Source organism: Komagataeibacter medellinensis NBRC 3288, assembly GCF_000182745.2.
In the GTDB taxonomy this organism is placed as follows: domain Bacteria; phylum Pseudomonadota; class Alphaproteobacteria; order Acetobacterales; family Acetobacteraceae; genus Komagataeibacter; species Komagataeibacter medellinensis.
The window spans coordinates 1,023,524-1,043,743 of the sequence record NC_016027.1; the positions used below are offsets into that span (position 1 = coordinate 1,023,524).

The 20,220-nt window shown below is 61.2% G+C and carries 17 protein-coding genes and 1 tRNA gene; 3 read left to right on the forward strand and 15 right to left on the reverse strand.

Annotated elements, in window-relative coordinates:
* Positions 1 to 142: 142 nt before the first annotated feature.
* From lon to GLX_RS04650, 6 genes are all read right to left on the reverse strand, one after another.
* Entirely contained in the window at positions 143 to 2,629 is a 2,487-nt protein-coding gene (gene lon, locus GLX_RS04625) for an endopeptidase La (RefSeq protein WP_014104856.1), read from the reverse strand.
* Between the two features lie 158 nt (positions 2,630 to 2,787).
* Positions 2,788 to 4,047, reverse strand: coding sequence for an ATP-dependent Clp protease ATP-binding subunit ClpX (gene clpX, locus GLX_RS04630; protein WP_041247182.1), 1,260 nt, complete (start codon positions 4,045 to 4,047; stop codon positions 2,788 to 2,790).
* Positions 4,048 to 4,178: 131 nt separating this feature from the next.
* Positions 4,179 to 4,814, reverse strand: a complete 636-nt coding sequence (gene clpP, locus GLX_RS04635) for an ATP-dependent Clp endopeptidase proteolytic subunit ClpP (protein WP_034932932.1) — start codon at positions 4,812 to 4,814, stop codon at positions 4,179 to 4,181.
* 267 nt (positions 4,815 to 5,081) lie between these two features.
* Complete coding sequence (gene tig, locus GLX_RS04640) at positions 5,082 to 6,419, reverse strand: trigger factor (protein ID WP_014104858.1); 1,338 nt, start codon at positions 6,417 to 6,419, stop codon at positions 5,082 to 5,084.
* A gap of 95 nt (positions 6,420 to 6,514) precedes the next feature.
* A tRNA-Leu gene (locus GLX_RS04645) sits at positions 6,515 to 6,599 on the reverse strand.
* 77 nt (positions 6,600 to 6,676) lie between these two features.
* Positions 6,677 to 8,137 (reverse strand): bifunctional ADP-dependent NAD(P)H-hydrate dehydratase/NAD(P)H-hydrate epimerase, encoded by a 1,461-nt coding sequence (locus GLX_RS04650; RefSeq protein ID WP_014104859.1) that lies wholly within the window; start codon positions 8,135 to 8,137, stop codon positions 6,677 to 6,679.
* Between the two features lie 136 nt (positions 8,138 to 8,273).
* On the opposite strand from GLX_RS04650, the gene GLX_RS04655 reads away from it, so the two are divergent.
* From GLX_RS04655 to GLX_RS04665, 3 genes are all read left to right on the forward strand, one after another.
* The gene (locus tag GLX_RS04655; RefSeq protein ID WP_014104860.1) at positions 8,274 to 8,726 is read left to right on the forward strand and encodes a CopD family protein; all 453 of its coding nucleotides are present in this window, start codon (positions 8,274 to 8,276) and stop codon (positions 8,724 to 8,726) included.
* Between the two features lie 210 nt (positions 8,727 to 8,936).
* The gene (locus tag GLX_RS04660) at positions 8,937 to 10,496 is read left to right on the forward strand and encodes a DEAD/DEAH box helicase (RefSeq protein WP_041247183.1); all 1,560 of its coding nucleotides are present in this window, start codon (positions 8,937 to 8,939) and stop codon (positions 10,494 to 10,496) included.
* A gap of 190 nt (positions 10,497 to 10,686) precedes the next feature.
* The gene (locus GLX_RS04665; RefSeq protein WP_041247184.1) at positions 10,687 to 11,955 is read left to right on the forward strand and encodes a class I SAM-dependent RNA methyltransferase; all 1,269 of its coding nucleotides are present in this window, start codon (positions 10,687 to 10,689) and stop codon (positions 11,953 to 11,955) included.
* 119 nt (positions 11,956 to 12,074) lie between these two features.
* Here the strand turns inward: GLX_RS04665 and GLX_RS04670 are convergent, their stop codons facing one another.
* The 9 genes from GLX_RS04670 to GLX_RS04710 form a co-directional block, all read right to left on the reverse strand.
* A complete protein-coding gene (locus GLX_RS04670) occupies positions 12,075 to 12,455 on the reverse strand; it encodes a HesB/IscA family protein (protein ID WP_014104863.1) in 381 nt (126 codons plus the stop codon).
* Between the two features lie 20 nt (positions 12,456 to 12,475).
* Entirely contained in the window at positions 12,476 to 12,937 is a 462-nt protein-coding gene (locus GLX_RS04675; RefSeq protein WP_014104864.1) for an SUF system Fe-S cluster assembly protein, read from the reverse strand.
* Positions 12,938 to 12,944: 7 nt separating this feature from the next.
* Positions 12,945 to 13,373, reverse strand: a complete 429-nt coding sequence (gene sufU / locus GLX_RS04680; protein ID WP_014104865.1) for a Fe-S cluster assembly sulfur transfer protein SufU — start codon at positions 13,371 to 13,373, stop codon at positions 12,945 to 12,947.
* A gap of 7 nt (positions 13,374 to 13,380) precedes the next feature.
* Positions 13,381 to 14,634 (reverse strand): aminotransferase class V-fold PLP-dependent enzyme, encoded by a 1,254-nt coding sequence (locus GLX_RS04685; RefSeq protein WP_014104866.1) that lies wholly within the window; start codon positions 14,632 to 14,634, stop codon positions 13,381 to 13,383.
* A complete protein-coding gene (gene sufD / locus GLX_RS04690) occupies positions 14,631 to 15,902 on the reverse strand; it encodes a Fe-S cluster assembly protein SufD (RefSeq protein ID WP_014104867.1) in 1,272 nt (423 codons plus the stop codon). Before sufD ends, GLX_RS04685 begins: the two co-directional genes overlap by 4 nt.
* Complete coding sequence (sufC, locus tag GLX_RS04695; protein WP_014104868.1) at positions 15,899 to 16,672, reverse strand: Fe-S cluster assembly ATPase SufC; 774 nt, start codon at positions 16,670 to 16,672, stop codon at positions 15,899 to 15,901. Before sufC ends, sufD begins: the two co-directional genes overlap by 4 nt.
* Before the next feature lie 15 nt (positions 16,673 to 16,687).
* Positions 16,688 to 18,178, reverse strand: a complete 1,491-nt coding sequence (gene sufB / locus GLX_RS04700) for a Fe-S cluster assembly protein SufB (protein WP_014104869.1) — start codon at positions 18,176 to 18,178, stop codon at positions 16,688 to 16,690.
* 19 nt (positions 18,179 to 18,197) lie between these two features.
* A complete protein-coding gene (locus GLX_RS04705; RefSeq protein WP_014104870.1) occupies positions 18,198 to 18,659 on the reverse strand; it encodes an SUF system Fe-S cluster assembly regulator in 462 nt (153 codons plus the stop codon).
* A 121-nt stretch (positions 18,660 to 18,780) separates the two neighbouring features.
* Positions 18,781 to 20,076 carry a DUF445 domain-containing protein gene (locus tag GLX_RS04710; protein ID WP_014104871.1) on the reverse strand — a complete coding sequence of 432 codons (1,296 nt, stop codon included), beginning with the start codon at positions 20,074 to 20,076 and terminating at the stop codon, positions 18,781 to 18,783.
* Positions 20,077 to 20,220 lie beyond the last annotated feature (144 nt).

Sequence of the window (20,220 nt, forward strand, 5' to 3'; positions counted from 1 at the left end):
AAAAGTCGCGCCGCATTTCTGCACGCACTATGCCGCTGTTTTTTCTCACGTCAACCGACAGAATTCGGGGAATGACCGAGAAAATCCGTCATTCCCCTTCATCATGACAATTTTGCGACCCAGCACCTGCCCCGCAGGGCGGTCAATGGGTCAGTACGGGTGCCGCCTTGCCTTCTGGTGTGGCCGGTGCAACGGACTCCGTCCATTCAATCGGCTCGGGCTTGTGCACCAGCGCCTGCCCGATCACCTCATCCACATGGGCAACAGGCAGGATGGTCAGTGCCGATGTCACTACATCGGGAATATCCACCAGGTCTTTCTCGTTGTCCTTGGGAATAAAGATGGTGGTGAGTCCCGCACGATGCGCCGCCAGAAGCTTTTCCTTCAACCCACCAATCGGCAGCACGCGGCCACGCAGCGTGATTTCGCCCGTCATGCCCACTTCACGGCGCACCGGAATGCCCGTCATCACGCTCACGATGGAAGTCGCCATGGCAATGCCGGCAGATGGCCCATCCTTGGGCGTGGCCCCTTCAGGCACATGCACATGCAGGTCACGCTTTTCAAACAGGTCGGGACTGATGCCAAACGTCACGGCACGACTGCGGACATAGGACAGGGCGGCAGCGACACTTTCCTTCATCACATCCCCCAGCTTGCCGGTCAGCTTGATGTTGCCCTTGCCAGGCACCATCACGCTTTCGATGGTCAGGATTTCTCCACCCACCTCGGTCCATGCCAGCCCGGTCACGACTCCGACCATATCTTCCGACTCGGTCTCGCCATGGCGGAAGCGCTTCACGCCTGCATATTTTTCAAGGTTTTCAGCCGTGATCGCCACGCTCTTTGCCTTGCCTGTCACGATCTCGGTCACAGCCTTGCGGGCCAGTGTCGCGATTTCACGCTCCAGGTTACGCACGCCCGCTTCACGCGTGTAGCTGCGGATCAGTTCGCGCAGCGCATCATCCGATACCGACCACTCACCCGGCTTGAGGTTGTTGGCTTCCGTCTGCTTGGTCAGCAGGTGGCGCTTGGCAATCTCGACCTTCTCGTCTTCGGTGTAGCCGGACAGGCGGATGATCTCCATACGGTCCAGCAGCGGCTGGGGCATGTTCAGGCTGTTTGCCGTGGTGATGAACATCACATCCGACAGGTCGTAATCGACTTCCAGATAATGATCGCCAAAGGTCGAATTCTGTTCGGGATCCAGCACCTCAAGCAGCGCGGAGGACGGATCGCCCCGCCAGTCAGCGCCCAGCTTGTCGATCTCATCAAGCAGGAACAGCGGATTTGAGGTCTTGGCCTTCTTCATCCCCTGAATGATCTTGCCGGGCATGGAGCCGATATAGGTGCGGCGATGGCCACGGATCTCGGCCTCGTCACGCATGCCACCAAGCGACATGCGGACATACTGCCGCCCCGTCGCCTTGGCGATGGACTTGGCCAGCGAGGTCTTGCCCACACCCGGCGGTCCCACCAAGCACAGGATCGGCCCCTTCAGCTTCTGCGCGCGACTCTGTACCGCCAGATATTCGATGATGCGTTCCTTGACCTTCTCCAGACCATAATGGTCGGTATCGAGCACCTTCTGGGCCTCGGTCAGATCATGGCGCACCTTGGAGCGCTTTTTCCACGGAATGCCCAGAATCCAGTCAAGGTAGTTGCGCACCACCGTCGACTCGGCCGACATCGGGCTCATGGTCCGCAGCTTTTTCAGCTCGGTCACCGCCTTGTCGCGCGCTTCCTTGCTCAGTTTGGTCTTGGCAATCTTTTCTTCAAGCTCCGCGGTCTCGTCCTTGCCGTCTTCGCCTTCGCCCAGTTCCTTCTGGATCGCCTTGAGCTGTTCGTTGAGGTAGTACTCGCGCTGCGTCTTTTCCATCTGCCGCTTCACGCGGTTACGGATGCGCTTTTCCACCTGCAGCACGCCGATCTCGGCTTCCATATGAGCAAAAACCCGCTCCAGACGCGCATTCACGTCCTGGATTTCAAGGATTTCCTGCTTTTCGGGAATTTTCAGGTTCAGATGGCTGGCGATGGTGTCCGCAAGCTTCGACAGGTCATCAATCTGGTTGAGCGAGACCAGCACCTCGGGCGCGATCTTCTTGTTCAGCTTGATGTATTGCTCGAACTGGCCAATCAGCGTGCGGCCAATGGCCTCGGCTTCCTTCCCGTCGGTTTCCTGCTCCGGCACATCCTCGATCTCGGCCTCGAAATGGCCGTCAACCTCATGCAGCGCGGTGATGTGGGCACGACGCCCCCCTTCAACCAGCACCTTGACCGTACCGTCGGGCAGCTTGAGCAACTGCAGGATGGTGGAAACCGTACCATAACGGTAAATATCGCCGGGTGCTGGGTCATCCTGCGCCGCGTTCTTCTGTGCCACCAGCAGGATCTGCTTGTCACTGCGGGTTACAGCTTCCAGTGCGCGGACGGATTTTTCGCGCCCCACGAACAGCGGCACGATCATATGCGGGAAAACCACGATGTCGCGCAGCGGCAGAACAGCAATGGTATCCTGTCCGCTGCCGGTTTCCTCCGTCCCGTGCGTGGCCGCGACCGGGGCTGCCGCCTTGGTGTTATCCATGTCGCTGCCTTCCGGCACGGGATTCAGTCTGTCAGTTTTTGACATGTTGTTTTTGACCTCCTGATGGACGATCCCGGACGGGCACCCACATGTGGCCTGCCCATCCGTTGCGCCGCATATGCGACAACTTCACTTCATGTTGTCACGACGCCCCACCATCACAAGTCCGGTGGTAATAATTCGGCGTGAACCCGGCCCGTTACTCAGGCAGACTGCTCGGCCGGTTCATTCTTGCCGTAAACATAGACGGGCTGGGCCCTGCCTTCCGCCACTTCCTTGTTGACCACCACTTCCTCGACATTCTTCAGACCCGGCAGGTCGAACATGGTCGTAAGCAGGATGCTCTCCAGGATGGCGCGCAGGCCACGCGCGCCGGTACGACGGGCAATCGCCCGCTGGGCGATCTGGCGCAGCGCGTCCTCGGTAAAGGTAAGCTGCACCTCCTCCATCTGGAACAGGCGGGCATACTGCTTGACCAGCGCATTCTTGGGCTTGGTCAGGATCTCGATCAGGGCAGCCTCGTCCAGGTCCTCAAGCGTCGCGACAACGGGCAGACGCCCGATGAACTCGGGGATCAGACCGAATTTCAGCAGGTCTTCAGGCTCGACATCGCGCAGCACGGCACCCATGCGCCGCTCGTCAGGCGACTGTACATCCGCACCAAAACCGATACCCGACCCCTTGCCACGCGCGCTGATGATCTTGTCCAACCCAGCAAACGCACCACCGCAGATGAACAGCATATTGGTGGTATCGACCTGCAGGAATTCCTGCTGCGGGTGTTTGCGCCCACCCTGCGGCGGCACGGAGGCCACGGTACCTTCCATGATCTTCAGCAGCGCCTGCTGCACGCCCTCACCGCTTACGTCACGGGTGATGGAGGGGTTGTCCGACTTGCGGGAAATCTTGTCGATCTCATCAATGTAGACAATGCCACGCTGGGCCTTCTCCACATTGTAATCGGCAGCCTGCAGCAGCTTGAGGATGATGTTCTCCACGTCCTCGCCCACGTAGCCGGCTTCGGTCAGCGTGGTGGCATCAGCCATGGTGAAGGGCACGTCAAGGATGCGGGCAAGGGTCTGGGCCAGAAGCGTCTTGCCTGACCCCGTAGGACCAAGCAGCATGATGTTGGATTTTGCAATCTCGACATCATTGTTCTTCTGGGCGTGCGCCAGGCGCTTGTAGTGGTTGTGCACGGCAACCGACAGCACCTTCTTCGCATGCGCCTGGCCGATCACATAATCATCCAGGATCTTGCAGATCTCACGCGGGGTAGGCACGCCATCGCGGGATTTGACCAGATGCGTCTTGTGTTCCTCACGGATGATATCCATGCACAACTCGACGCATTCATCGCAAATGAACACGGTGGGACCGGCGATCAGTTTGCGGACCTCATGCTGCGACTTGCCGCAGAACGAGCAGTAAAGCGTATTTTTGGAATCGCCGGATTTGTTATTCATAACCGCTCCTATTCCCACCAGGGGGAACTTCTCCATACCTTGCGACCGGATAGCCAGACCCCGGCACGCCGCAGATGACCACCACCCGCAGGGGTGTGGGGGCGCACCTGCGCACGCGCCCCCTGTGCAGATTATTCAGCAGGCTTTGACGCAACGTTACGACGGACCACTTCATCCACAATACCAAATGCCTGCGCTTCTTCCGCCGACATGTAGCTGTCGCGCTCCAGCTTCCGCTCGATTTCCTCAAGCGTACGGCCGGTGTGCTCGTTGTAGATTTCGTTCAGACGCTTGCGGATGGTCAGGATTTCCTGGGCCTGGATCTCGATGTCACTGGCCTGACCCTGCGCCCCACCCGAAGGCTGATGCACCATCACGCGCGAATTGGGCAGGGCGAAGCGCCGCCCTTTTTCCCCACCGGCCAGCAGCAACGACCCCATGGAAGCCGCCTGCCCGATGCACACCGTGCTGACGGGGGAGCGGATGTACTGCATGGTATCGTAAATCGCGAGCCCGGCTGACACCACCCCACCGGGGCTGTTGATGTAGAACGAGATTTCCTTCGTCGGGTTCACGCTTTCCAGATAGAGCAGCTGTGCCGACACCACTGCTGCAACCTGATCATAGACCGGCCCAGTCAGAAAAATGATCCGTTCCTGCAGAAGGCGGGAATAGATGTCGAATGCCCGTTCCCCGCGGGAGGTCTGTTCAACCACCATGGGCACCAGAGCGTTATTGAAGATCTCCACGGGATCCCGATCCCTCATAGCCATATTCCCGATCCTGAAAGGCAAGGGCACATACCACGCCCGGCCAGCCCGGTGCAGGAGGCACGGACAGCCACAACGCAGCCGGGCCCTTCCCGGTTACTTATGACAAAATAGAGACAAACTCGCCAGATACCACCCCACCCCTGTCATTTTGCCATGAACGGGGTGACAAACCATGCCTGCACGCCTGCCCGCAAACACATACGGCGCACGGAAGGGGAGCCTCCCGCGCGCCGCATGCGCTACCTATGTCCGAAAAGCGGATCAGACGTCAGCTTCCGGCATTTCGGCCAGCTCTTCCGGCGTCACGTCCTTGTCCTCGACCTTGGCCAGCTCGACGATGTAGTCGATGACCTTGTTTTCGAAGATCGGGCCGCGCAGGCCGTCAACCGCCTGCGGGTTCTTGGAGAAGTACTCGAACACGGCCTGTTCCTGACCGGGATAGCGCGAGGCTTCGGCGCGCACGGCGTGCACGATCTCATCCTGCGTTACGGTGATGTTGTTCACCCGTCCGATCTCGGCCAGCAGCAGGCCCAGCTTCACGCGGCGCTCGGCAATCTTGCGATAGTCGGCGCGCAGGGTGTCCTCGTCCTTGTCCTTGTCCTCGTCATCCAGGCGACCGGCCTTACGGTCTTCCTCAATGCGGTTCCATATCTGACTGAACTCGGCATCGACCATGCCCGGAGGGGCCTCAAAGTCGGTCTTTTCCGCCAGCTTGTCCAGCAGTTCGCGCTTCAGGCGCAGGCGGGAAAGCTGTTCGTATTCCTGGCCAACCTGCTTGCTGATCAGCTCACGCACCTGCTCCAGCCCGTCAAAGCCGAGCTTCTTGGCCAGTTCGTCATCAATCTTGGCCTCAACCGGGCTCTTGAGCTCCTTGAGCTTGATGTCGAAGTTGGCTTCCTTGCCTGCCAGGTGCTCCGCGCCGTAATCGGCGGGGAAGGTCACGGTGATCATCTTTTCGTCACCGACCTTCATGCCCTCGATCTGCTCGGCAAAACCGGGGATGAAGCCCGCGCCACCCAGTTCGACGCTCACGTCATCGGCAGAACCGCCTTCGAACGCGGTACCATCGATCTTGCCCACGAAGTCCACCACGGCTACGTCGCCATTGGCGGCGGGGCGGTCTTCCTCAATCTTCTCGAACTCACGCTGGCGGCCTGCGATTTCCTGCAGAGCCTTATCCACCGTCTCGGCATTCACCTCGGACTTGAGGCGCACGAGCGACAGGGTGGACAGGTCGGGAATGGTGATTTCGGGCAGGAGCTCGAACTCAACCTTGAAGACCAGATCTTCCTTACTGCCTGGCTCGCTGCCCGATACCAGGTCCACCTGGGGCTGCATGGCAGGACGCAGGCCACGCTCGCTGAGCAGGTCGCGGGTTGCATCGCTCACCACCTGCTCCAGGACTTCGCCCTGGACAGATTCGCCAAAACGCTGCTGCAGGATGCTCATCGGCACCTTGCCGGGGCGGAAGCCCGGCAGCTTCATGGACTGTCCAACTTCTTTCAGGCGCGCAGTGCGCTTGCTCTCGATTTCTGTGGCAGGCACCGTAACGGTGAACCCGCGCTTCAGGCCATCGGAAAGCGTTTCAGTAACCTGCATCTGCCAGGCCATCCTCTCGGTCAGAACGTATCAAAGAACGCAAGAGGCCGCTTGGGCCACCACGTCTGTTCGCATTACGCGACTTGCCGGGATCTTGGTACGGGCGGAGGGACTTGAACCCCCACGACTTGCGTCACCAGAACCTAAATCTGGCGTGTCTGCCAATTCCACCACGCCCGCACAGTGCCCAGGCTGTAAGCGCGCGGCTTTAGCGCACCATTTGCCATGCGGCAAGCCCCCAGACCGGAAAGGCGGCTTTAGCCCGTAACTTTTTGCGCCATGGTCTCTGCCCGCACACGGGCCGCGCCCACGTGGCGGTCAAAGTCCTCGGCGACCGGCCACGCCCCGGCATGCAGCGCCGCGTCACCATGCAGCCATACGCCTGCGCAAGCTGCCTCCCACCGTGGCATGCCAGCGGCCAGCAGGGCGGCGATTATACCCGTCAGCGTATCGCCCGAGCCCGCCGTGCCCAGCATGGGGGTGGCATGGTCGTTTATGGCAACACGGCCATCGGGGCTGGCGATGATGGTATCCGGTCCCTTCAGCACGGTCACCGCCCCGGTACGTGTGGCGGCCGCGCGGGCCGCGGCCACCCGGTCCGGCCCCGGCCTGCCGAACACGCGCGAAAATTCGCCTATATGGGGCGTAATGATGGCAGCGCCCGCCAGCCGCTCCGGCGCACCGGCCGCCATGCTGAAAGCCCCGGCATCGGCAATCACATCCCGCCCCGCCCCGACCAGTGCGGGAAAGGTGGCCGCGACCTCCGCCACCGACAGGCCGGGACCACACACCCATACATGGCGGCGCGAATCCGCCAGCAACGTGGCCAGCGGGTCGGAATCCACAATCAGCCCGGCCGGCGCGGTCATGCGGTAGATCCCGGCACTCTCCCCCACCGCCAGCCGTACAAGCCCGGCCCCGGCGGCCCGTGCACCCGCTGCGGAAAGGCGGGCGGCACCGGGCATTTCCGCCCCGCCGCAGATGCTCACGACCCCACGACTGTATTTATAGCTGCTTACCCCGCATGCTGGCGTACGCCACAGGCCGGGCTCGTTGCGCCAGGCCCGAATCGGCACGGACTCCACCGCCGCCTCCGGTATGCCAATATCCGCCAGCATCACCCGGCCACACAGCGTACGTCCGGGCAGCAGCAGGTGGCCGGGCTTGAGGCGACAGAACGTGACCGTCAGTTCCGCACCTGTCGCATGCCCCCGGACCTCACCCGTCGCCCCGTCCACACCGGTTGGCATGTCGATGGCGACCAGTCGGGGGGCTGCCGCAAGCACGTCGGCCACGTCCGCCCCCACATCCCGACTCAGTCCCGCACCGAACACGGCATCGACCACAAGGTCGAAGCGCGCGGCGCTGGCGGGCGCAAAGGGTACCACAGGGCCATGCCACAGTGCCGCGGCAGCGGCCGCATCCCCGCCGGGATGGGGCGATGCCAGCATGGCAATGGCAACCGGCCAGCCCTGCTCGGCCAACCTGCGCGCGGCAACATAGCCATCCCCGCCATTGTTGCCCGGACCACACAGCACCAGCACCCGACACGCACCAGTATGCTGGCGTATGGCGCGGGCCACGGCACGGCCTGCATTTTCCATCAATGTGGTCACCGGCACATGCGCACTGGCGGCCCGGTCTATCCGTGCCATCTCGGCAGGCGTGGGCAAAAGCAGATGGCGCGCAGTGGCGCAATGGTGTTGATTGTCAGGCATATCCGCCCCCCTTGTGGCAACTTTGGCTGCGTGGGTGCCCTTGCACGTGATACAAGAATGGGGAAACAAGCACCCCGTATCTTGCCTGTAACACTATGACCCTTTTCCTTATCACTCATCCCCGCAAGGAGGCTTCATGTCCTCATCCATAGTCTGGAGCCTTGTGCTCGCCCTTCACATTACCGCCATGGCAGCCTGGGTAGGCGGCATGATCTATGCAGCCTTCGTGCTCAAGCCCAGCCTGGGGCTGCTGGACCCGACCCAGCGCGCTTCGGTCCATCTTCAGACGCTGAACCGCTTCTTTCGCATTGTATGGCATACCATGCCCATGGTGCTGGTGACCGGGTGGCTACTGATATACCACGATGGCGGGTTTGCCGTCGTGCCCTGGCCGATCAACCTCATGCAGCTTTTCGGCCTGATCATGGCTGGTGTATTCGCGCGCATCTATTTCGGCCCCTATCAGGCGGCCCGCCGCGCGCTACGCCCCAAGCAGGGCGTGTTCGACTCGATCCGCTCGCTGGTGCTGCTCAACAGCGGACTGGGCGTATTGACCATCGTGACCGCCTGCCTGGCGCATCCATTCTGAAATTGCGGGCGTGATGCCTCACGCCCCCTTGATTTCCATTGCAAAGATGGATAGGCACAGGGAATGTGGCGCTTGAGGGGCCTGTCCCCGCGTGTCACACTCCCCTTCCCTGCATTGCTGCAGGTACATCAGGGACGGCAGCCTGATACAGCGCGACACGGTAGCAATCGGACGGGGCCATATTCATCTGCTGATACGTTCGAGAGTAATTTGAGCGCCAAAAAAACTTCCTCCGCCCCGGCCCGTCCCGCAAAAAAGGCGGTGGCAACTCCTACCGCCCCCAGCACGGACGGGGTACTGCCCCCTGACGCGCCGGCCCCGGCGGCGGAACCTGAACAGCCCCAGCCCCTGTTTTCTGAACTCGGCCTGTCCGAACCCATCCAGCGTGCCATTGATGAGATGGGATACCGTCATCCCACCCCCATTCAGGCACAGGCCATTCCTTACGTTCTGATGGGGCGTGACGTGTTGGGGGTTGCCCAGACGGGCACCGGCAAGACCGCCTCCTTCACCCTGCCGATGCTTGAAATCCTGCAGGGTTCGCGTGCCCGTGCGCGCATGCCGCGTTCGCTGATCCTTGAGCCGACGCGCGAACTGGCATTGCAGGTGGCCGAGAACTTCGTCAATTATGGCAAGCACCTCAAACTGACCCACGCGCTGCTGATCGGTGGCGAGAGCATGGCCGAACAGAAAGAGGTGCTCAACCGGGGCGTGGACGTGCTGATCGCAACCCCGGGCCGCCTGATCGACCTGTTTGAACGCGGCGGCCTGCTACTGACCCAGACCAAACTGTTGGTAATCGACGAAGCCGACCGCATGCTCGACATGGGATTCATCCCCGATATCGAGAAGATTGTGAGCATGCTCTCGCCATTGCGCCAGACGCTGTTCTTCTCTGCCACCATGGCACCCGAGATCCGCCGCCTGGCCGATGCGTTCCTGCGCAACCCCAAGGAGATCACGGTCAGCCGTCCCTCCTCCGTTGCCTCCACCATCGAGACCGGCCTGGCTATTGTCGATGGCAAGGACAAGCGCCGTGCCCTGCGCAAGCTCCTGCGCGAGTCGGACATGCAGAATGCCATCGTGTTCTGTAACCGCAAGCGCGATGTGGATGTGCTGTGCAAATCCCTGCTCAAGCATGGTTTTTCCGTAGGTGCGCTGCATGGTGACCTGGCGCAGTCGGTCCGCTTCTCCACCCTTGAGGCTTTCAAGAGCGGGGAACTGAAAATCCTGGTCTGTTCGGACATCGCAGCCCGTGGAATCGATATTGGCGGCCTGTCGCATGTGTTCAATTTCGACCTGCCGTTCCATGCCGAGGACTATGTCCACCGGATTGGCCGGACTGGCCGTGCAGGCCGCACCGGCCATGCCTACAGCCTTGCTACCCCCGATGAGGAAGCGCTGGCCCAGGCGATCGAGAAACTGACGGGTAAGCCCATCCCGAGAATCGAGGTCAAAGGCGTGGATAATCTGGAATGGTCGAATGAGCCGCGTGCCGCGAATGGCCGCCGCAAATCGCGCAAGGGTAATGTGGAAGCGGCACCTGCTGCCCCCACTCCTGCCCCGATAGCAGAGGAACCGCCCCGCAAGCCCCGCAGGCAGGCGGCAGCAACATCGGCTCCGGGCACTGGCGCGCCCACACGGCGTGAGCGCGATTCTGGCCTGCTGCCCGCGGCCCCCGACCATGCGATTACCGGATTCGGGGACGAAATTCCTGCCTTCATGCGCCTGCCCCGGCGAGAGAAGCCCGTTATCGCGGCAGACGAATAAATCCTGAAAGCCGCCAGGAAAGCCAGCCCGGAACACGTCGTGCAGTCATGCGGACATTTTTGGGTGGCTTTTTTCCAGAAAGCCTGACGGTCATGTCACCTTTTTGGAAAAGGTGGCATCTGAAGGCTTTTATTTTTTACCAATGAGTTGTTTTCAAACGCCTCTCTTGGTCTTTCAGGCAATTACAGTCATGGAAAATGCAGCAGTCGACCCCATCCCCGTGGTGGCGCTCGGCAATGATGGGGATGGTCTGGCCCAGACCACGGCAGGAAGGGTGTTCGTACCCGGCACCGTGCCAGGTGACGAGATCCTGCTGGCCAGCCAGACGGATACACACGGCACGCTGGAACGGGTTGTCTCCCCCGGCTCCACCCGCGTCACGCCGCCATGCTCCCTGTTCGGCACCTGTGGTGGATGTCGCCTGCAACACATGGCACGCCCCGCCATACTGGAATGGAAAGCCGGGCGGGTGGTCGAAACACTGCGCCATGCCGGGTTTGACACCGTTCCCACCCCCGTGACCCGACAGGTCAGCCCCCATGGCAGGCGCCGGGTCGATCTGGCCTTCCGCCGGGCGGGAAAAGAAATCGTGCTGGGCCTGCATCGCCGCCGGGGCGCAGTGGTGGACATGACGGAATGCACACTGCTGGACCCCGCCCTGCTGGCCCTGCTTGCGCCCCTACGCGCCATGCTGCACTCCCTGCCTGCCGTGCATGCGGGAGGGGACATACAGATCAACCTGCTCGATAGCGGGCCGGACCTGCTGATTGCCATGGACGGCACACCGGATACCAACGACCGGCGTATCCTGGCCGAATTCAGCAAGACACACGGCATTGCACGGATATCACTGCATGCGAGGCCACCCGAAACGCTGGCCCAGGCCGGGCCGGTTTTCCATCATTTTGACGGTGTGCGGATCGTACCGCCCCCCGGCGCTTTCCTCCAGCCCGCGCGGGAAGGGGAAGAGGCCATCAGGAATGCCGTCGTGGCCGGTCTGCCGCGCAAGGGGCTAAAGGCCGGGATTATTGAACTGTATGCAGGTTGCGGCACGCTATCCTTCGCGCTGGCAACACATGCGAAGGTCCATGCCTATGAAGGGGATCGGGCGGCGCTTGCATGCCTGAAGCAGGCCAGCGGCGGCACCCGTGTGCTGCCCGCCCTGCGTGACCTGAACCGTCAACCGGTCATGGCCAATGAACTGGCAAAGAGCGCTGCCGTGGTGCTGGACCCGCCCCATGCTGGGGCCGGTGCACAGATGGCGCAGATTATTACAGGCAAGCCGCGTTGCGTCATTTATGTAAGCTGTAACCCCGTAGCGCTCCAGCGCGACCTGACACCGCTAGCGCAGGCCGGATACCGGCTGGACAACCTGACGGTCATCGACCAGTTTTTATGGTCAGCCGAAGTTGAAGCTGTGTGCGTGCTAACACTTCCTACTACCCGGCCCCGTCGTTAAAGGCTGAGTCACCATAACTTATTGATAGGAATTTGGGGGTGTCATCTTTTTTAAAAAAGGCGGCAGTCGTGGAAGAATTTTGAAAAAACCTTCCAAAAAAAACTTCCTCTATTTTTCTGTCAGACGTGGAAGCTCTCTCCGCAGCCACAGCGTCCCTTCTCGTTAGGGTTGCTGAAGGTAAAGCCCGATTCAAGCTGCTTGACCTCATAATCCATCACCGAGCCGATTAGGAACAGTGTGGCCTTGCGATCGACCAGCAGGGTAACCCCCTTATCCACCACGACTTCATCTGTCGGACCGGCCTGCTCGACAAAGCTCATGTCATAGGCATGGCCCGAGCAGCCTTTGGTGGAGATGGCAATGCGCAGCAGATGGCCCGCGTGGTTGGTCTGGTACAGCTTTTCCAGCCGCTGCGCCGCCCGGTCGGTCATGGTCAGGAGCGGCGGCAACGCGCGGCGCGGTGCGGCTGTGGTGGTGGCAGGCGTGTTGTGTGCAGTCATGGTACGTTCCCCTATCGGGTTCAGAACATGTTCAGGGAAAGGCGGGCGTCCTCGCTCATGCGCGACATGTCCCATGGTGGTTCCCACACGATCTCGACCGTGGCGGAGGTGACCGTATCGAGCTTTTCCACCGCTTCCTTCACCTGCGCAGGCAGTTCCTGCGCACTGGGGCAATTGGGGGCTGTCAGGGTCATCTCAACCTTGACCGTGCCATCATCATGCAGATCAATGGCGTAAATCAGGCCGAGTTCGTAGATATTGACGGGAATTTCCGGGTCATACACAGTGGCGATGGCCGCGATGATCATTTCTTCATCGGAGGTGGTAGGCGTTTCCACCTCCTCTGCCTGTGTCTCGCCATCAGGGGTCCAGGCAGATACGGGCGGAGACTTCCCAACCGGGTCGCCTTCAGCCTCAAGGGAGAAATGCCCGGCCCCCTTCGCCATGCCGCTGGCAGGCGCTACCTGATTTTTCTCATCCATGAGACTTTCACCTGTCTTTTTCATCATTAAGCATCTCGGTCAGTGCCGACCACGGCAGCATCGCGCAGCGAATACGCGACCGATGCTGGTGAAGTGGCGCAAAAACCGATAGTTCACCCAGCCCCGCCGGGGCCACTCCCGTTTCGACCGCTGCTGTCAGGTCCGCCTGCAACCGACTGACCTGCATGCACCCAAGCCCCATGACCCGCTCGGCCATAAGGTCCGCGGAAGCAGTACAGATCGCGCACCCACGTGTCTCATGCCGCAATGTAGCGATTCGTCCCTGCGCATCAACCATGGCATGTAATTTTACCCGGTCCCCGCATAACGGGTTACTGCCCTGACCATGCAGGGCCGCATCTGGCAAATCACCCGCATGGCGGGGGCTTTTCGCCCGCTCCAGCACCACGGAGCGGTACAGATCATCCTGTGCCATCACACCATCAGACAAAAAAGCCGCGTATCTGTTCCAGCGTGGTGGCGAGGATGTCGATTTCCTCCGGCGTGGTGTAGATGCCAAAACTGGCCCGCGCGGTAGCGGTAACCCCCATCCGGCGCATCAGTGGCTCGGCACAGTGGTGGCCCGCGCGCACCGCAATGCCATTGCGATCCAGCAGGGTCGCAATATCATGCGGGTGGACATCGGCCATGGTGAACGAAATGACGCCGCCACGCTGCGGGGCTGTGCCGATCACCTTCAGGCCGGGCACACTGCCCAGCGCTTTCAGGGCGTGGGCGGTCAGGGCATCCTCATGCGCTCCGATTGCATCGAACCCTATGGATTCGATATAGGCGAGCGCAGCACCCAGTCCGATGGTCTCGATGATGGCCGGGGTGCCTGCCTCGAATTTATGCGGCACATGCGCCCAGGTGGAGCGCTCGAACGATACGGTAGAGATCATGTCTCCCCCGCCAAGGAAAGGCGGCATGGCTTCCAGTATCTCGCGCCGCGCCCATAGCACGCCAATGCCGGTCGGCCCGTACAGCTTATGCCCGGTCACGACATAGAAATCGGCATCAAGTGCGCGCACGTCCACCCGGCGGTGCACGGCAAGCTGGCTGCCATCAAACAGCACCTTGGCCCCAGCCGCATGCGCCATGTCGGCAATGGCCCTGGCATCGGTAATGGTGCCCAGAACGTTGGACATATGGGTAATGGCCACCAGTCCCACCCTGCCATCGGACAGGGTGCGCGCCAGTGCTTCCATATCCAGCGCGCCATCATCGGTGATGGGTGTCACGCGCAGTTCGATACCGGTGCGGTCGCGCAGCATCTGCCATGGCACGAGGTTGGCATGATGCTCCATTTCCGACACCACGACTGCCTGCCCCGGTTTAAGCAGGGAGCCGTAGGAATGGGCAACAAGGTTGATGGCCTCGGTGCTGTTACGGGTGAAAACGATTTCCTCCCGCGCCCCCGCACCCAGAAATGCCGCCACCTGATCGCGCACGCGCTCATAGGCTTCCGTCGTACGTTCACTCATCCAGTACAGGCCACGATGGATGTTGGCATACTGGGTGCGCATGGTCTCGGCCATGCTGTCGATCACCTGCCGGGGCTTCTGGGCGGAAGCGGCGCTATCAAGGAACACGAGATCCTTGCCATGCACCTTTTCCGACAGGATGGGAAAGTCGTCACGCACATGGCGCAGGCTGTCCGCTACCCTACCGGGCCGGATTACTGTCTGGCCCATCATGCGTGCCCCCGCTTCCACCAGGACTCGACCGTCAGGTTGAGGCTGTCCTTCAGGCGCTGGTCTGTAATCTGGTCCACCACATCATGCAGAAAGGCGCGGATCAGGATGGAACGGGCCACCACGCCCGAAATGCCACGGCTGCGCAGGTAGAACAGCTGATCATCATCCAGCGCGCCAACGGTGGCGCCGTGGCTGCACTTCACGTCATCAGCGTAGATTTCAAGTTCCGGCTTGGCATCGATCTCGGCTGAATCAGACAGCAGCAGCGCCTGATTCATCTGGTAGCCGTCCGTTTTCTGAGCGATCCGCTCCACATGGATCTTGCCCTGAAACACCCCGCGCGCGTGGTCCGAAAGTACATTCTTCACCGTCTGGCGCGATGTGCACTCGGGTGCGGCATGGGTAATCACGCTGGTCAGGTCACCATGCTGCCGCCCACCGAGCAACTGCGCCCCGTTCACATGCACGCACGCCCTGGGCGCCGTCAGCCGGGCATGAACTTCATGGCGTGACAGGCTGCCGCCCAGCGTGAGCGTAAAGCTGTCATACAGCCCTGTCGCTGCAATTCGGGCATGACTGACTGCAAGGTGGATCGCCTGGTCCCCTTCCGCCTGAACGCGCGCATGGGACAGATGACCATCCTCGCCCACCGTGATGTCATAAAGCGGGTTATGCAGGTAGTCCCCCTGCCCCACGGATGCATCAAGCAGGGCCAGCCTGCCCCCCTTTTCCACGACAATCGTGTGGCGCGGATGGATGGAAACGGGTGCATCACCTGCCACAGCGATACTGGCCAGCAGCAGGCAGCCGGCATCTACCCCTTCGGGCACAACAAGCACCAGCCCGTCATGGGCAAGCACCGTATTAAGCGCGGTCGTGACATCGCCGGTGGGGTCGATGTCATCGTCAATGCGCCCTTCAGCGGCAAAGGCGGAGACCCTGACACCCGTAGGCAGGCGCGAGCGCGCGGCATCGAAATACCCGTTTACGAACACCGCACGTGACGCCCCGGCACCAAGGCCGGATATGGTCTCGACCTCCGCCAGCAGGGTATCGACCACATTCGCGTCGACCGCCTGCGGCGCGGCGGTAAAGGCAATGCCGGCAAGCGTGCGCAGGCTGGTATATTTCCAGGCTTCCACACCTGTCCGTGGCAGGCCGGCATGGCGCAGGAAATCAGCGGCCCTGCCCCGTGCCGGACTGCTACCTACATCACCCCGGTCGAGAAAGGCGGAGGCGTTGACCCCGACCGGTGCGATGGCGTTCACGCCGCCTCCGACAGAAACTGGGCGTAACCCTGCGCCTCAAGCTGCTTGGCCAGTTCGGGGCCACCGCTGTGGATGATACGCCCCTTCGCCATCACATGGATGCGGTCGGGTACGATATAATCCAGCAGACGTTGGTGATGGGTGATGACAAGCGCCGAGAAATCGGGCGAACGCAGGGAGTTCACCCCTTCGGCCACAATGCGCAGGGCATCGATATCCAGCCCGCTATCCGTTTCGTCCAGAATGGCGAAGGACGGCTGGAGCATGCGCATCTGCAGCACTTCGTTGCGCTTCTTCTCGCCACCCGAAAAGCCGACATTCACGTTGCGCTTGAGCATCTCATCCGACATGGACAGGTGCTTGGTTTCCTTGCGCACGGCTTTCAGGAAGGCCACGGCATCAAGCTCATCCACCCCACGCGCGCGGCGCACGGCGTTGACGGCGGTGCGCAGGAAGTTGGCGTTGTTCACGCCCGGCAGTTCAACCGGTGTCTGGAACGCAAGAAACAGGCCCAGGGCCGCGCGTTCTTCGGGTTCCAACGCCAGCAGGTCCTGCCCCTTGAAGGTGGCGGACCCACCAGTTACTTCATAATCCTCACGTCCGGCCAGCACATAGGACAGGGTGGATTTGCCCGAACCGTTCGGCCCCATGATGGCGTGGACTTCACCCGCCGGGATTTCCAGGTCAACGCCACGCAGAATTTCCTTGGGCGTCCCCTCATCCAATATCCGGGCGCACAGGCCATTGATGCTTACGAATTGCTTGCTCACGTCTTTGAACCCCTGTTAGCCCACGCTGCCTTCTAGGCTGATCTGCAGAAGCTTCTGCGCTTCCACCGCGAATTCCATGGGCAGTTCCTTGAGAACATCCTTGCAGAACCCGTTTACGATCAGTCCCACCGCGTCCTCTTCGGACAGGCCACGCTGGCGGCAGTAGAAGAGTTGGTCTTCCGATATCTTGGAGGTGGTCGCCTCATGTTCCACACGCGCGGACATGTTGCGGCTTTCTATATAGGGCACGGTATGCGCCCCGCACCGGTCACCGATCAGCAGGCTGTCGCACTGCGTGAAGTTACGCCCGCCCGATGCCTTGGGCATCATCCGCACCAGCCCGCGATACGTGCTGTCGGACTGGCCGGCGCTGATGGTCTTGGCAATGATGGTCGAGCGCGTGTTACGCCCGATATGGATCATCTTGGTGCCGGTATCGGCCTGCTGGTGGTTGTTGGTCACGGCAACGGAGTAGAACTCGCCCACCGATCCCTCGCCCTGCAGGATGCACGATGGGTATTTCCACGTAATGGCCGACCCGGTTTCCACCTGCGTCCATGAAATCTTGGACCGCGCGCCACGGCACGCGCCACGCTTGGTCACGAAGTTGTAGATGCCGCCCCTGCCGTTCTCATCACCGGGATACCAGTTCTGCACGGTGGAATACTTGATCGAGGCATCTTCCATCGCCACCAGTTCGACCACGGCGGCATGAAGCTGGTTTTCATCGCGCATGGGGGCCGTGCAGCCTTCAAGGTAGGAGACGGATGCGCCATCCTCCACCACGATCAGCGTGCGTTCGAACTGCCCCGTGTTGCGTGCATTGATGCGGAAATAAGTGGACAGTTCCATCGGGCAACGCACGCCCTTGGGCACGAACACGAAGGAGCCATCGGTAAATACGGCGGCGTTGAGGGCTGCGTAGAAATTATCAGTCACCGGCACAACGCTGCCCAGGTATTTGCGCACCAGTTCGGGGTGTTCCTGCACCGCTTCGGAAATGGGGCAGAAGATCACGCCCGCTTCCTGCAATGTCTTGCGGAAGGTGGTGGCGACGGAAACGCTATCAAACACCGCATCAACCGCCACCGGGGGCCGGGCTTCCTGGCCCTCGGGCACTTCAACGCCAGCCAGCATTGCCTGTTCATGCAGCGGGATGCCCAGCTTCTCGTATGTGCGCAGCAGTTCGGGATCGACCTCGTCCAGCGACTTGGGGCCGGGCTTCTTCCGTGGTGCCGCGTAGTAATGCACATCCTGGTAATCGATGGGAGGATGGCTGACCTTGGCCCATGTGGGCTCACGCATTTCCAGCCATGAACGGTACGCCTTGAGCCGCCATTCCAGCATCCATTCCGGCTCGTTCTTGCGTGCCGAGATCAGGCGAATCGTCTCTTCGTTCAAGCCCTTGGGGGCGATATCCATCTCGATATCGGTCTCGAACCCCCATTTATAGGTGTTCTGACCCAGGGTTTCGACTGTCTTGCGGGTTTCGGCTACTGCCGGCATCTGTCTTTCCTCCCCTGCTTCAGGCCGTGGCCACTGGGCCACCGAGCATGGTCTGCGCGCGCAGACCGCCCAACCGGTCACTGACGGTATGGTTCTTCATGTCAGCCAGGGTAATGGCTGACAGGGCATTGCGTATGGCGGCATTGACCATGTCCCACTCTCCGCCCAGCCCGCAGGTGGAGCGTGCATCACAATCCCCCCCATCCACGCAGGCGGTGAGCGAGATCGGGCCGTCTATCGCCTCGATCACGGCGGCAATCGATATTTCCTCCAGCGGGCGGGCCAGCCTGTAGCCACCACGCGCGCCACGCTGGGATGTCACGATTGCGTGGGTTGCAAGGATCTTGAGCACCTTGGCCACGGTCGGTTCGGGAATCCCCGTCGAACGCGACAGGACAGGCGAGGTCGTGACCTCTTCCTTCTGTCCCAGCCGGACCAGAGCCACGACGGCATAATCGGTCAGTTTCGACAGTTTCAGCATTACGCGCTCCCGTACATCCGGCCCGGCATTTCTAATTGGACCGAAACAGTACTGTTTCCTGAAGTTTCAGATGGGCTACCAGCAGTGCGCCGTCAAGTCCAATCGTACCACACAAATCGTCCTACCCGATCCCGGTGCCGAATATCATCTGCAATAACATGGAAAGCCCGCACCCGGCCAGAAAGCCTACCAGCGTACCATTAAGCCTTATATATTGCAGATCCTTGCCCACGCGCAGTTCCAGCCGGTCGCTCAGGCTGTCCGCATCCCAGCCATTGACCACCGAGTAAATAAACCGCGACATCTTTTCACGCAGGAAAGGCAGGCTACCCATAACCATACCGCGCGCGCCATCATCCACGCGCTTGCGCATGGTGGGGTCGTGGTACATCTGCTCCGCCAGGCGCTGCAACGCGTCACGCACCAGGGTTGCGGCCCAACTGGTCTCGCCCTTGCGAGTATCCTCCTCGATCAGGCGGCGCAGGCGGTGCCAGACATCGCTGCTCCAGCCGCGCACGCTGTCATGGGTCAGCACGCCCTTCACGGCATCGGTAATCTCGCCCCGGCGCACGGGGTCTTGTTCAATGCGGTCGATCTCGGAGCGGACCCAGGTGGTAAAGCCTTCACGCAGTTCCGAATTCTGCGGGTCGATGCGCTCCAGTTCCTGACCTGCCGCCAGTAACACCTTGGTGGCGATCGAGCCGCCAATGGCCCAGCCCAGCACCCGCCCGCCCTGTTCGCGCACACGGTCCTCGATCATTGCCCGCAGGGACGGCTCCTTGGCCTTGATCCCCTCCTTGAGCCGCGAAAGCAGGAAGGTCAGCACCTCCTGATGGCAGTCGCCTTCCACCATCGCGCGCAGGCTACGGGTCACGATGGGGGCAATCTCCTCGCCCCCCAGCAGGGTGGGCAGCATGCCAGCTATGGCGGAACTGGCCCGCCCATCTTCCAGCCGGTCCAGCACATGCGGCACCGAGCCCAGCACGGCGCGACTGACCATGTCCGCCGTTTCCGGCTCCTGCAGGATGCTACCAATCAGCGAAGGCAGGTCGATGCGGGTAAAGGCAGCCTCGACCTCTTTTTCGGTAAACACAGTGTTGGAGACAAAACGCCCCAGCGCCTGCGCCAGGCGTTCCTTCTGCGCGGGCAGGATGGCGGTATGCGGAATCGGCAGGCCCATCGGCCTGCGGAACAGCGCGGTCACGGCAAACCAGTCCGCCAGTCCGCCCACAACCCCTGCTTTGGTGCCCGAACGCAGGATCTCAAGCCATGGTCGTTCGGCCAGCCAGCCCATCTGCGGCAGGGCGTAACCTGCTACCGTAAGCCCCGCCATGGCAGCAAGAAGGCCCGTGGCGGAACGCTTGTAGCGTGTCAGCACACGCCGCGCGTCCTGGTCCGATTGTGGAATACCATTCATGAAGTCCCTGATACCATTGTCTCTGCGCCAGCCCAAGCAACACTCGGTGTATCATGCCAAATAGATGTGAAATGCATGGGAATACATTGCGGGACGCCCGCGAACATGGGATTTGAAACAACCATGACGACCTTCCATGACAGG